The sequence below is a fragment of the Humibacter ginsengisoli genome (genome assembly GCF_054780095.1).
Genome location: NZ_BAAGWZ010000011.1, coordinates 23,181 through 35,775 on the forward strand (window position 1 = coordinate 23,181; position 12,595 = coordinate 35,775).

The window sequence follows — 12,595 nt, forward strand, 5'->3', positions numbered from 1 at the left end:
GACTCACTACTCGCCATCCTTTCGTCGCGCGGCGCGCCGCATGCCGCGGCCGTCGAGCCGGCAGGCCAGCTGACGCATGGCCCGTGATGCGGGATCTCGCGGCTGGCGCCGGAGCACCGGCTCGCCGGCATTGGCCGCCATCAGGACTGTGGCGGATCTGGGGACCTGCACGTCGACGGGCGCCCCGATGATTCTTTCCGCATCCTTGACGATGAGCCCGGTGTTCTTCTCCACCATGTTGAGCACGACGTGTCGGTTCGGTGGTATGAGCTCCGCTTCAGCCAGAATCTCGAACTCGGTTCGGAGCGCCCGCAGTGCCGGGACCGTCAGCGTGCTGACGAAGACCGCGTCGGTGGCATGTTCGATGGCGGTGAGGGTGTTGTCGTCGAGCCCGGGGGTGGTGTCGACGATGACGTAGCGGAACAGCCCGGCAAGTCGGTCGATGAGCCGGCCGAGCGAGTCGGCCGCGACCTTGTCGGCGAGTTCCGGTGAGTGCGGCCCTGCGACCACGAAGAATGCGCTGTCGTGTCGCGTCAGAAGGGTCTTGAGCGCCACCTCGTCAATCTCCAGAGCGAGTTCCACGATGGTGCGATGCGGCTCGAGATCGAGCACGCTTGCGACGTCGCCGAATTGCATGTCGGCATCGACGAGCACGACCGAGTTGGGCTCGACCTCCGCCAGAGCCACTGCGAGATTGACCGCTGTCGTGGTCTTGCCCTGTCCGCCTTTGGGTGCCGCGACCACGATGACTTCGGTGCGCGTACCCTCGACGATGGGTGGAAGGACCCACTCATCGACGGGCTCAAGCATCTCGTCGTCCGCCTCGGTTCCCGATTCCACCGGGTCGCCGGTGGTCTCTGCGACCTCGGACTTGTCGGGAGGTTTGCCCGAGATCAGTTCGTCGAAACTCGTCGTGAGGAAGGCGATCGCGTCGGGCTGCTGGTCGTCGTCTTCGGCATCGTCTTCGGACTCTTCCTCTTCGGCATGCAGCCGACCCGTGGCTACCAGCCAGGATCGGAGCCGATCCAGCAGGTCGACCACAGCCTGGTCGGAGGCTTCGGGACCGAGCACGGCATGCATCGAGATGCCGTCCACCCAGTCCTCGAGGTCGGCTCGCTGCTCGCGTACGACGACCAGTCCGATTCCCGGATAACGCCTGCTCACCGCGTCGGCGAGTGCCCTGGTCTCTTCGTAGCTCAGGAGAGGTCCGAGCAGGGCGATGCGCGGAGCACCCTCCACCGACCGAACGATCTCATCAGCGCCGAACGCCAGGTGTTCACCTGGGATGGCCTGTACCCTCCGGCGGAAGAGGCGACGCAATCGCGCCTCGTACGCCGCACTGCGGGTGATGAGGAGATAACGACTCATTGGAACACGTTCTGCACGGTCACCTGCGGCGATCCGGAGGTCGTATCGGTGTTCTGCAGCGTCAGCCATAGGGTGTTGCCCTGCTGCGCGGCAAAGGCGATCTTGGTCGCTTGCACGTCGGTGACGGCGAAAGTGACCATAAGAACTCCCGCGGACTGAGCCGATGCCTCAGTCGAGGCCGACGTCTTCGACTGCTGCACAGCGGTGGTCCCATACGATATGCCGGTTACGAGCACCTGCTGGTACAGGAACTGCGTCACTGTTCCACCAGTCGGGCTCGGGCCCGTGTAGACGATGCCGACCCGGTCGCCGGCATGCACATCACCGCCCACGACCTCCGGTGCCGGCATCGCCACCGTGATCGTCTGCAATCCCTTCGGCACCGGAACCGACCCACCGCGCGCGAGCTCCTCCGGTGACGAGAAGCGAGCCTGCACCAACTGGTCCCCCGGCAACAGGTCGGTATTGGCGAGGTCGTTCTGGATGGACGCAAGATTCGTCACCGTGCCCGGCTGGACGGCGAGGGCAGGAAGCCTCTCGACTTTCACCTGATTGCCGATGCTCGCCCCCGATGTACCCTTCGGGATCTGTGCCTGAACGACGTAGACGGACTCGAGCTTCTGCCCTTGGGCGGCACGGGTGTCGGCATCCTGTACGTAGAGAAAGAGGGCAAGACCGCCGACGACAACGAGGATGACCGCGACGATGGCGCCGATGATGCGGATCACGGGAAGCCTTTCTCAATGTTGTAGTTGCGAGTTATGGCGCTGGATCGGTAACGCGTCCGCCGGAGCGGTCACGTTGCGGTCGCTCTCTCACGATGTGCGGAGCGTGAGTCGCGCGCCCATCGCACAGGGCTCGGCGGGCTGGCAGGTGGCTGTCGGGGTGATCTGATCGCCGTCACCGACGGAGACGTAGTCCGTGAAGTAGCCCTGAAGGTAGGTGTTCCCGGATGGCGCGGGTGCCGTGTTATCGGGTTCGCTGAATCCGCCTTGGAAGTTGTAGCCGGTGATGAAGAATTCCGCGAAGGTCGTGATCTGATACATTCCGCCGCTGCCGCCTGACGAGGTGGCGCCGATGATCGGGAGAAGGACGGTCGTGCCGATGAGCGCCTGGAAGAACGTAGGGTTGCACGCCCCGTTCGGGTTGCCCGGGGGGTTGTTCCCCGTCGTGATATCGACCCAATTCCCCGTGCCCACCGTGGATGCGCACAGACTGAGAGTGGTCTGTGCCAGCCATCCGAACCCACCCGGCACACTTGTGCCGTCGCACGTCTTCGCGGAGCCCTTGTTGTTGATGTCGATGGTGACCTTCGTGGGCGGAGTCGTCGGCGCCACATAGTCGCAGAGGCCGATTGCGAGGGGGAGAGTGGATCCTCCTGTGATGGGCCCCCACTCGGCCGCACCCGACGACGAGACCATCGTGGAACGTGTACCGCCGGGAAGGAGGGCCGCGAACGGGGTCGACGCGCCGGAACTCGCCGCCGCCGTGACGAGGTTCGTCGTGGTGTTCACCACCAGTGGGTTCACAACGGCACCGTTCACCGGGTCGTTCGCAGCCGCAATGGACGAGGTGTCCGGGCTCACGCAGGATGGCGACGTCTCGTCGTGCGCGCAGGCGATCGCCACCTTCAACACTGCGGCGTCCGCGCTGTTCTGGAGGTACGCCTTGTTGGCGTACAGCGCGCCGACGTCGACCGCGATCGCGGCGATCGCGATCAATGGAATGAGGACCAGCGCGAAGAACACCGCGGTCGCTCCCTGCTCGTCTCGAAGACGCTCGTTCAGCCACCGCACGGCATCACCGCCTTTGCACTGAGTGACATCGTCGGCCCCCAAAGCCTGGTCAGCAGCGGCGCTGCGTAGTTCAGCGTCGCCGTCACCGTCCCACCGGTCGAACAGGCACTGGCGGCAGCGCCGCTTGCGTCGAGATAGCTCAGAGCAAGATTGCCCGAGGCCGTCAGCGTAGGACTCAGGGCCGGTGCCCAGGACTGCAACTCTGAACCGGTGATCACTGTCGAGCTGTCGATGGCCATCACTCGCGCGGCCGACCTTGCCGCACCCGTCAGCTGGATCTGCTCGTTGTAGAGCCGGCCGAATTCAATGGCACCGAAAACAATGAGAAGGATCACAGGAATAACGAGGGCGAATTCCACCGCCTCTGCGCCGCTTTCGCATCGCAAAAGTCGCGTGAGGCGACGACGCACGCTCATGCACCACCCCATTTCAGACTTCGAAGGCGGAGTTGTGTTCTCGAATAAAGCCAGCCGAAGACGATACGCGGCGGTCGTTCTCGGACTCACTTTTCCATCGCCGTTCCTGCCGAACGAATTCATGAAATCGATGATGGCGGCGAGAAGTAACGAGTTGAGGAATTCTCATAGCGCGCGCGAAAGAAGCGGATTAGGACTCATGCAGTCCTGAGCATCACTCGCGGCCCGCATCCGATGCGAGGGCCGACCTACCGGCTGGGACTAGATGGACCCGGAGACGGAGTTGAACACACCGCCGAGAGCGAGGCCCAGCGCCGTGAGGCCTCCGATGATCACGACGGCGATCAACGCGATGATGAGGCCGTATTCTGCGGCATTGCCGGCTTCTTCGCTTCGAAGCGAGTTGAAGTAGGTGTGGACGAACGTAAGTGCCTTGAGCATGGGATTCTCCTCCGGATGTCTGATCGAATTCCCCGAATGAACATGATGAACAAGCCCGGGAGGGCAAATTGAAAATACCCATGATGCGTCGGCACAAAGAATCCCCATTCTTGAGGGGGTGCGGCTTTTCTACCCCCACGAGGGGTATTTCTTTGTAGTGCGCCCCTCCACCCCTATGGGGGATTGCGGGATATTACGGCCACGCGGTTTGCTGGCCCGACATCGATATTCACAGGACGAACACTCATGACCGCACCGACCGCGACATCAGTGCCGAAAGCGGTTCGACGGGAAGCGGCGGAGCGATTGCGCGCGCTGTTCACGTCCGAACGCTCGCGCTGGGCAGTGGTCGTGCTCGTGGCGTGGGTCGAGGTCGGGGCTCTCTTCTCGGGCTCGATCGAACGCGACACGTTCTGGGAGACCCGGGCCGGTCTGGAGAACCTCGTGGGAATCCCGATCGCACGCGCCGACACCTGGAGTTGGTCCGCCACGGGGATCTGGTATCCCAACTCGCCGGCATGGAACATCCTGCTCGCACTCGGATGGAACTCGTCGGGATGGTGGGGGCTCGCCATTGTGGCGATCCTCACCTGCGGCACCCTCATCACCGTGTTGCTCGTCGTCGCCCGCCATGCCGGTGCCCGAGCGCTGCCCACCCTTGTGGTGGTCGCGCCCTTGGCACTCGTGGGCTCCAGCTCGCTCTCCGGTCGAGCGACGGTCGCGGTGATGGTGCTGCTCGGCGCATCGTCGCTGTTCGCGGGTTGGTGGTCTGGCCGGGCGCGACGGCAGCGGGCTCGCACTGCGGCCGTCGGCGCAGGAGCAGCCGGCTTTGCGCTCTCACTCATCGGCAACTGGGTTCATCTCTCGTTCATGCCCGTGTCTGCACTCGTCGCCCTTTCGTGGACCGTCGCGTGGTGCTTCGCCCCTGGCCTACCGCGTCGAACACGTCTCGGGATGGCCGCGGCTGCTGCCGGCGGACTCTTCCTCGGCTGCGTCTGTTCGCCGTACGGCATCGCTCTCACGGTCGCACGTTCCGAGGCAGTGGCCGCCGCATGTCAAGGGATCATCACGGAGTGGTGGTCGCTCCCGGTCGCTATGGCCAAGGGTTCACCCGCACTCGTCGTGGTGATGCTGATCGGTCTGACCGTTTCAGTGCTGTCGTGTGTGACCCTCGTGATGAGGATTCGCCGCCGTGGTGCGGTGCTTCCGGGCGATGTGGCCCTGATCGCGCTCAGCGTCATGTCGGTTCCCTTTTCACTGGCGGGACTCACCGCCGCACGTTTCGTCTTTCCCGGGCTCTTCCTGGCTCTTCCGGCCCTGGCAGTCGCGTCGACCGACGTGGTCGGGCGGCTTCGGAGGCGCATCGTGCGCGAACATCCCGAGCCGAGCTCACGCCTGCGGATCTACACCACGGGTAGAGCCTTCTCGCACGCGCTGGTCGCCGCGATGATCGTGATGATTCCGCTGGCCGCCACCAGCGTCGCGACAAGCGTCGTCCCTGTCGAAGTCATGCTCGCGCGGCAGCTACCCGCTGGATGCCAATTGTTCTCGGAGCCAGGAACCGCCGGACCGGTCCTCCTGGACCGTCCGGACGTGAAGGTATGGATCGACGGGCGTGCTGACTTCTACGGACATGCTCACCTCGTTCAATTCCAGCGCATCGGTGCCGGTCATGCTCCGATCCCCAAGGGGACGACGTGCATCATCCTGCCCACCACCACCGACGACGGCGCCCCGTCGCCTGTTGCCGCCGCATTGGATCGCTCGGGTGTGTGGCAGCATGTGGCGTCAGCGGGCCGTCTCGCTCTCTGGCTGCCTACACGATGACTGTCGCCTTCAGCCAGAGCCTCACCGCCTAGCTCGATCCCACCCAGATCAGTGCCAGCACCGCCCCGGTGAGCATCGCCGGCCCGTACGAGATCGTCCCGTTCCGTATGCCTTCTCCCCTACGCGTGCGACGTATCAGCGAGACGCAGGCGAACACTCCACCCACGACGACGCCCAGCACGACTCCGATGAGCCAGGCATCCAGTCCGAACCAGCCGAGGAGCATGCCGATCGGCACGGCCAGCTTCACATCGCCCATGCCGAACGATCGTGGCGCGAGCAGCGCGATCACCAGGTAGAGAGCGAACATCCCGCCGGCGCCGAGCAGGGCGACGAGCAGCGGCGTCCATGCGGCCGCCACAGCGGAAGCCCCGACCAGCAGCGCCGCGACGGCACCGGTCGTCCACAACAACACCCGGTTCGGCAGGCGCTGCTCAGCAACGTCGATAATGGCCAGCACGGTGCCGCAGGCGGCGAAGGCGAGTAGTGCCGGGACGACCGCGGTGACCACGCTGGCGAGGAAGAGCCCGACCAGCACTCCCCAGAGCAGGCCGGTGCTGATCGCGGATGCCAGGCGCATGCCCCTCGGAGAAGCTCGGCTCGACCGCAGCTCGCGTCGCACCCACGTGGTGAGCGGCCACCAGCCGAGCGCCGCACCCCCGGCCGCCGCGACGACCGACGCCAGCACGAGGACCGGCAGCGACAAGGGCATGAGCCGAGCGTAGTGCCGGCCCGGGCACTGGACCACGCGTCCAACCAGGTCAGCGGATTGCGCAGGTCGGGTTGAGACCCGCAAGCGTGCTCGACGCCACGGCGCTCGCGTACGGCGACGTCCAGCCCTTCCAAGCAGTGCGGATGCCGATGGTGTAGCTCGCCGAGAGGGTGCCGCTCAGCAACGGAAGCGTCATCGTCGTGGTGTACGACGTCGCGGCACCGCTGAACGGAGTGGTGCTCACACCCGTTCCCGTCGCGAGGCCGTTCAGCGAGGTCGCGGGCACTGTACCGGTCGCCGACGCGAAGCCCGCATTGCTCGGCATCGTGTATGGCGGCGTCGCAGAAGGGAACGACCACGTCACTGTCACGACGGGAGCAAGGCCGAGCGCCCCTGTGGCATACGTGCATCCGGTGATCTTGGGTTGCTGCAGCGTCATGGCGGTGAAGGTTGCGCTCGCATACTCGGATGCCCGCCAGCTCGCGTCCGTCGGCGCCGGCTGCACGGCCACGCCGGCGAACATCGCGACGAGCACGACGCACGCGGCGGCGACGCGCGACACCCAATTCCGCTCAGCCATGACGTCGCCTTCGCGCTAGGCCCACGATGGCGAAGCCGCCTGCCACGGCTGCGACACCCAGAAGTGCAGCACCCATCGGCGGCTGACCGCCGGTGGCCGCGAGATCACCGCCGCCGGTGGCATCCGCTCCCGAGGCATCCACGGTGAGACGCAGCTGCAGCTCCCCTGAGGTTTCCTCCGGTGCGTCCACCGCCGGCGTGACCCTCGCCTGCACCCACACGTTCGCCGGAATGGGTTGCGACGGTTCGGTCAGCGTGTCAGCCGCTCCGGTCAAGGCATCCGTCGCTGTGGGGGGCAGGATGACCCGCTCCGTTCCCGTGCAGGCCGTCCCCTCCCATGCGGTGGTGCAACCTCGCAACTCAACGTCGGTGGTGACGTTCGCCTCGCCCGAAGCCAGCCCGCCGGCAGCGGTGAGGATGCCGACGAGTCTGCTCGCGGGCATCCGGTGCAGGGTCACGCCGACGTTCCACAGCGTGGTCTCGCCGGGCGTAAGTGTGTGGACCGTGCCGGGCGGGTCGCTCGTGAGCACCAGCGGCGGGATGTCTGCAGCGACGGATACACCGATGGCAGGGTCTGGTCGGAGCAGCCCGAGCCCCACGACAGCGACGACGATCGCCGCGGCCAGCACGGTGCCGTACACGGCGGAACCGAGGGCACTGAACCGTGCTCTCCGTTCACGCGCGGGCGCATCCGGCTCGCGACCCTCTCCGATGCTCGCGGTCTCCACGGTTCACTTACCTTCCGCCTGGCCATCCTCGAGGGCGTCACCGAGCGCGGATTCGTCGGCCTCACCGAGCGCGGCGTCGCGTTTGTCGTCACGCGGCCAGAGGACCCACACGATGAGCGCCGCGACGGCGATCGTGATGCCGCCGAGCACGAACGGATCGCCGAGCCACACCACCACGTAGGCGAGCCCCGGCACCGACCACAGCACGAGCTTCACCGTGCGCACGTCGTAGGGCTCTGCGTCGGGCTCGCGGTTCGCGTCGCCCTTGAGAAGCAGCTCGGTCGTGCCATCCGGTCCTGGACGCGAGCCGACCACGCGGTGTGTGATCGGGAGCTCGCGCGGCCGCGTCACCGTGACAACCTGGCCGACCCGGGCATCGTGTGCCGGTATCTGCTTCACGACGGCGAGGGATCCGGTCGGGATCTGCGGCGCCATCGAACCGGTCTTGAACATGATCAGGCTGATGTTGAAGACGAGCGCGAGCACGACCAGCACGATGCACAGCGACCCGAGAACGGCCGCGATGTTCAGCAGAGTGCTGCGCACCGCGGCGACGGCACGTGCAGTGCCCGACGGTCGCTGCGAACTCGTTCGATCAGCCGCGATCGTCAACTCGACTGGGCCGCGAACTGCCACGTGGCCGCCCCGGTCTGACCCTGTTGCAGTCCCGATCCGGCCGTGACGACGATGCACACCTGCACAGCGGTGCCGGCCTGCGTGGTGGGGCTACCGGCCGTCAGCGGGAAAGTGACAGAGGCCGGCACCGTGCCTACCGCGGTTCCCGCCGTGACCAGCGTCGTGCCGGTGGCGGACGCGTTGCACGTTCCGGTGGCCGCCAACTGGATCATGCTGTAAGTCAGGTTCGTGACGGTGCCCGTCGTTCCGCCCGACTGCACGGTCACAGTGGCGTTCGATGTGGTTCCAGGGCCAAGCTGCACCCAGTACGCCGCGTACGTGGTGTCGTTCGGCGACAGGTTGGAGACGCCGGTACTGAACGCCAATGTCGCACCGGGTGCCGCCGGATGCGCCGCATATGTGGTGCCGTCCGTCGAGCCCTGGATCGTGAACGTGCCTGCCTGGAACGTTCCCGTTGCGAACTCGGAGGCATTCCAGGCGGCAAGCGTGACAGCCGCACCGACACCGAGAACGATTCCTCCCGCGAGGATCGCCCGAATGATCCCCTTACGATTACGCGCGACAGCCATGGTCCACGCCACCCCCCGTGGTGTTCTGACCGCCGACCGGTCCCCGGAACCGTCGGCGTCGGCCGTCCCGATACGGCCGGGAGCCAGTCAAGCACGGTAGAGAGATGGGCTCTACCCCTCTTCGGCGGGTGGTGAACGTTAGTCACCCGCCGTTCGCCAGCATCGAGCCGCGTACTGCAGCTGCGCCACGGTGCCGAGCCCGCCTCCCCGCCGAGCGGAAGCGTGCGCTGCTCTAACGGCGGACCGTGAACATCCGGCTGCCGGTCGCCGTGACGGACTAGTGCTCGGGCTGGTTGGAGACGCGCACCATCTCCTCGCGCGGGACGACCTTGATGCGGGCGCGGCCCTGCTCGGCGCCGAGCGCCTGCTCGAACGCGTCGAGGTTGTGCCATCCGTCGAGGTTCGTGAACTCGACCCCGCGGGAGCGCAGCAGTTCGACGATCGACTCCTCGGACGGGTCGACGGGCGTCCACCAATTGCCGAGGTCGTTGATGAGGTGCGACACGGTCTCCATCGCGTCGGACTTGGTGTGTCCGATGAGGCCGACCGGTCCACGTTTGATCCAGCCGGTGGCATAGACGCCGTAGAACTGGGTGTTGTCCTTCGCGTGCAGCACCTGACCCTCGTGGTTCGGGATCACGCCGTGCCGCTTGTCGAACGGCACGCCGGGTAGCGGCGAGCCGAAGTATCCGACCGCGCGGTACGCCGCCTGCACCGGCACCTCGCGAAGCTCACCCGTGCCGACGACGCCCCCCTGACCGTCCGGTGCGGTGCGCTCATACCGGATGGCCGACACGTGTCCGTTGCCGTCGTCGACGAGCGCGACCGGCCGGGCGTAGAAGTGCAGGTGCAGGCGCCTGGATGCCTGCCCCACCTCGCGCTGCCGCCACTGCTGCAGCACCCGGTCGATCACGAGCACCTGCTTGTTGCCGGCGATCACCTCGCGGTCGTGGTCGTCGTAGTGGAAGTCCTCGTCGTACAGGATCATGTCGACGTCGCGCAGCTCGCCCAGTTCGCGCAGCTCCAGCGGCGTGAACTTCACCGAGGTGGGCCCGCGGCGCCCGAAGACGTGCACGTCGGTCACGGGGGATGCCTTCAGCCCGTCGTACACGTTGGCGGGGATCTCGGTGGGGAGCAGGTCGTCGGCGTGCTTCGCGAGGATGCGCGAGACATCCAGAGCCACGTTGCCGTTGCCGATCACGGCGACCGACTGGGCGTCCAAGGGCCAGGTGCGCGGGTAGTCCGGATGCCCGTCGTACCAGCTCACGAAGTCGGCAGCACCGAACGACCCCTCGAGCTCGATCCCCGGGATGTTCAGGTCTGCATCGCGCACAGCGCCGGTGGCGAAGATGACGGCGTTGTAGTGCTGCTTGAGGTCGTCAAGCGTGATGTCGGTGCCGAACCGCACGTTGCCGAAGATGCGGATGTCGCCTCGGTCCAAAACCTCCCGCAGCGCCGTGATGATGCCCTTGATGCGCGGATGGTCGGGAGCGACGCCGTAGCGCACCAGGCCGTACGGTGCCGGAAGCTGGTCGAACAGGTCGATCGACACGTCGAACTCGCGCTCCGCCTTCAGCAGGATGTCGGCGGCGTAGATTCCGGCCGGTCCCGCGCCGACGATCGCCAGGCGGAGTTTGGTCATGGAGGGTTCCTTTTCTGCCTTACGGAACTTGTCCGCGTGGAGGGCGCTGCTGGCGTGCATGGGACGCATCCGTTCCGGTGAGGGCGCGCGTGGCCCTAGCTGGACCGCTCGACGATCGTATCGGCGAAGCGGGTGAGCGCCCGTTTCACCGGGCCCTGTGGCAGCGGGGCGATCGCCTCGACCGCCTCCCGCGCCCAGCGGTGCGCCTCGTCGAGCGTCTCCTGCGTCACCGGATGTTCACGGAGGGCCGCGACCGCCTCGCCCACATCCTTCGTCTCGGGCGCGCCGAGCACCTCGGTGTCGAGACGTTCGAGCAGAGCGGATGCCGCGGCATCCGTCTGCGCCAGCGCCCGCAGCTTCAAGAGCGGCAACGTGGCGACCCCCGCTCGCAGGTCGGTCCCGGGCGTCTTGCCCGTCTCGTCACCCTTGCTGGAGAGGTCGATGACGTCGTCGATGAGCTGGAAGCCGACCCCGACCTTCTCGCCGAAGGCCATGACCGGGGCGATGTACTCCTCGGGCGCGCCGGAGAACATGACGCCCATCTGTGCGGCGGCGGCGATGAGTGAGCCGGTCTTGTCTGCCAGCACCTGGATGTAGTGCTCCACCGCATCGTCACCCTCGTTCGGGCCGATGGTCTCGTGCAACTGGCCGAGGCAGAGCCGCTCGAACGTGTCGGCCTGCAGCCGGATCGCACCCTCGCCGAGACTCGCCACGAGCTGGCTGGCACGGGCGAACAACAGGTCGCCGGTGAGCACAGCCACCGAGTTGCCCCACACGTGCTGCGCGCTGGGCACCCCGCGCCTCGTCTGCGCCTCGTCCATCACGTCGTCGTGGTAGAGCGACGCGAGGTGCGTGATCTCGACCGCCTGAGCGGCGATGATCACTTCGCGCGTGGCGCCCTCGCCGAGCTGCGCGGTGAGCAGCGTGAGCATCGGCCGCACCCGCTTGCCGCCGGCGTTCAGCAGGTAGCGGGCCGTGACGTCGGCGATCTCGTCCGCGTAGCGCACCTGCTCGCGCAGCCCCTGCTCGACGAGCTCCAGCCCGTCGTCGATGCGAGCGGCGAAGCGCTTGTCGGTGCCGGAGGCGAAGATGCGGTCGCTCAGCCCGAGCTGACTGGTCAGTGTGGTCCCGCGGCGCGCGAGCGGCAACGATGGCACTAGAGGTCACCCTTCGACTCGCCCACGAAGCCGCGGTGCAGCGCGACGATGCCGAACGTGAGGTTGCGGTACGCGATGCGCTCGAAGCCCGCGCGGCTGATGCGGTGCGCCAGCTCCTGCTGCGCGGGCCAGTCCCGGATCGACTCCATCAGGTAGGCGTACGCGACCGGATTGGACGACGCCAGCCGTGCGAACACGGGCATCCCATACTCGAGGTAGGCGTAGTACGCGCCCCGGATCACGGATGCCGGCGGCCGCGAGAACTCGCAGACGACGAGCCTGCCGCCCGGCTTGGTCACCCGGAAGAACTCGCGCAGCGCGGCATCCGGATCGACGATGTTCCGCAGCCCGAACGAGATGGTCACGGCGTCGAAGCTGTCGTCGTCGAACGGCAGCCCAGTGGCATCCGCCTGAACGAATTCGATGTTCGGGTTGCCTGCGTGACGACGTTCTCCGACCGCGATCATGCCAGGCGAGAAGTCAGCGGCGACCACGCGCGCACCGGATCGGGCGAGTGCCGCACTGGATGTTCCGGTGCCGGCGGCGACGTCGAGCACGAGCTGTCCGGGTCGCGGATCGACGGCTCGCGTGGTGGCGATGCGCCACAGCGCATCGATGCCCACCGTCGACACGGTGTTCATGCGGTCGTAGCCGACCGAGACCTCATCGAACATCGCCGCGACGTCCGACGGCTGCTTGCTCAGGTCGGCCCTACTCACTCGGT

General features: G+C 66.6%; 14 protein-coding genes. 1 reads left to right on the forward strand and 13 read right to left on the reverse strand.

The genetic code is table 11. The annotated features are described in order from the left end of the window. Positions 1-6: 6 nt before the first annotated feature. From ACYVI5_RS14390 to ACYVI5_RS14410, 5 genes are all read right to left on the reverse strand, one after another. Complete coding sequence (locus ACYVI5_RS14390; RefSeq protein WP_460580804.1) at positions 7-1,368, reverse strand: AAA family ATPase; 1,362 nt, start codon at positions 1,366-1,368, stop codon at positions 7-9. Further along, entirely contained in the window at positions 1,365-2,096 is a 732-nt protein-coding gene (cpaB, locus tag ACYVI5_RS14395) for a Flp pilus assembly protein CpaB (RefSeq protein ID WP_460580805.1), read from the reverse strand. The genes ACYVI5_RS14390 and cpaB overlap by 4 nt, the downstream gene beginning before the upstream one ends. Positions 2,097-2,183: 87 nt before the next feature. Next, positions 2,184-3,164, reverse strand: a complete 981-nt coding sequence (locus ACYVI5_RS14400) for a TadE/TadG family type IV pilus assembly protein (RefSeq protein ID WP_460580806.1) — start codon at positions 3,162-3,164, stop codon at positions 2,184-2,186. Beyond that, a complete protein-coding gene (locus ACYVI5_RS14405; RefSeq protein WP_460580807.1) occupies positions 3,152-3,703 on the reverse strand; it encodes a TadE/TadG family type IV pilus assembly protein in 552 nt (183 codons plus the stop codon). The genes ACYVI5_RS14400 and ACYVI5_RS14405 overlap by 13 nt, the downstream gene beginning before the upstream one ends. Positions 3,704-3,841: 138 nt before the next feature. Continuing rightward, positions 3,842-4,021, reverse strand: a complete 180-nt coding sequence (locus ACYVI5_RS14410; protein ID WP_460580808.1) for a Flp family type IVb pilin — start codon at positions 4,019-4,021, stop codon at positions 3,842-3,844. 246 nt (positions 4,022-4,267) lie between these two features. Between ACYVI5_RS14410 and ACYVI5_RS14415 the strand changes: the two genes are divergently transcribed. Next, the gene (locus ACYVI5_RS14415; RefSeq protein WP_460580809.1) at positions 4,268-5,848 is read left to right on the forward strand and encodes a hypothetical protein; all 1,581 of its coding nucleotides are present in this window, start codon (positions 4,268-4,270) and stop codon (positions 5,846-5,848) included. Positions 5,849-5,876: 28 nt separating this feature from the next. Here the strand turns inward: ACYVI5_RS14415 and ACYVI5_RS14420 are convergent, their stop codons facing one another. From ACYVI5_RS14420 to ACYVI5_RS14455, 8 genes are all read right to left on the reverse strand, one after another. Then, a complete protein-coding gene (locus ACYVI5_RS14420) occupies positions 5,877-6,560 on the reverse strand; it encodes an A24 family peptidase (RefSeq protein WP_460580810.1) in 684 nt (227 codons plus the stop codon). A 49-nt stretch (positions 6,561-6,609) separates the two neighbouring features. Beyond that, positions 6,610-7,140 carry a hypothetical protein gene (locus tag ACYVI5_RS14425; RefSeq protein ID WP_460580811.1) on the reverse strand — a complete coding sequence of 177 codons (531 nt, stop codon included), beginning with the start codon at positions 7,138-7,140 and terminating at the stop codon, positions 6,610-6,612. Beyond that, positions 7,133-7,867 (reverse strand): LPXTG cell wall anchor domain-containing protein, encoded by a 735-nt coding sequence (locus ACYVI5_RS14430; protein WP_460580812.1) that lies wholly within the window; start codon positions 7,865-7,867, stop codon positions 7,133-7,135. The genes ACYVI5_RS14425 and ACYVI5_RS14430 overlap by 8 nt, the downstream gene beginning before the upstream one ends. Positions 7,868-7,870: 3 nt before the next feature. Further along, on the reverse strand, positions 7,871-8,413 hold the full coding sequence (locus tag ACYVI5_RS14435) for a S24/S26 family peptidase (RefSeq protein ID WP_460580813.1): 543 nt from the start codon (positions 8,411-8,413) through the stop codon (positions 7,871-7,873). A gap of 62 nt (positions 8,414-8,475) precedes the next feature. After that, positions 8,476-9,072: a SipW-dependent-type signal peptide-containing protein gene (locus ACYVI5_RS14440; RefSeq protein WP_460580814.1), complete on the reverse strand. Its 597-nt coding sequence runs from the start codon at positions 9,070-9,072 to the stop codon at positions 8,476-8,478. Positions 9,073-9,349: 277 nt separating this feature from the next. Then, positions 9,350-10,714: a ferredoxin--NADP reductase domain-containing protein gene (locus ACYVI5_RS14445; RefSeq protein ID WP_460580815.1), complete on the reverse strand. Its 1,365-nt coding sequence runs from the start codon at positions 10,712-10,714 to the stop codon at positions 9,350-9,352. Positions 10,715-10,809: 95 nt separating this feature from the next. Next, positions 10,810-11,871 (reverse strand): polyprenyl synthetase family protein, encoded by a 1,062-nt coding sequence (locus ACYVI5_RS14450; protein WP_460580816.1) that lies wholly within the window; start codon positions 11,869-11,871, stop codon positions 10,810-10,812. After that, a complete protein-coding gene (locus ACYVI5_RS14455) occupies positions 11,871-12,590 on the reverse strand; it encodes a class I SAM-dependent methyltransferase (RefSeq protein ID WP_460580817.1) in 720 nt (239 codons plus the stop codon). The genes ACYVI5_RS14450 and ACYVI5_RS14455 overlap by 1 nt, the downstream gene beginning before the upstream one ends. Positions 12,591-12,595 lie beyond the last annotated feature (5 nt).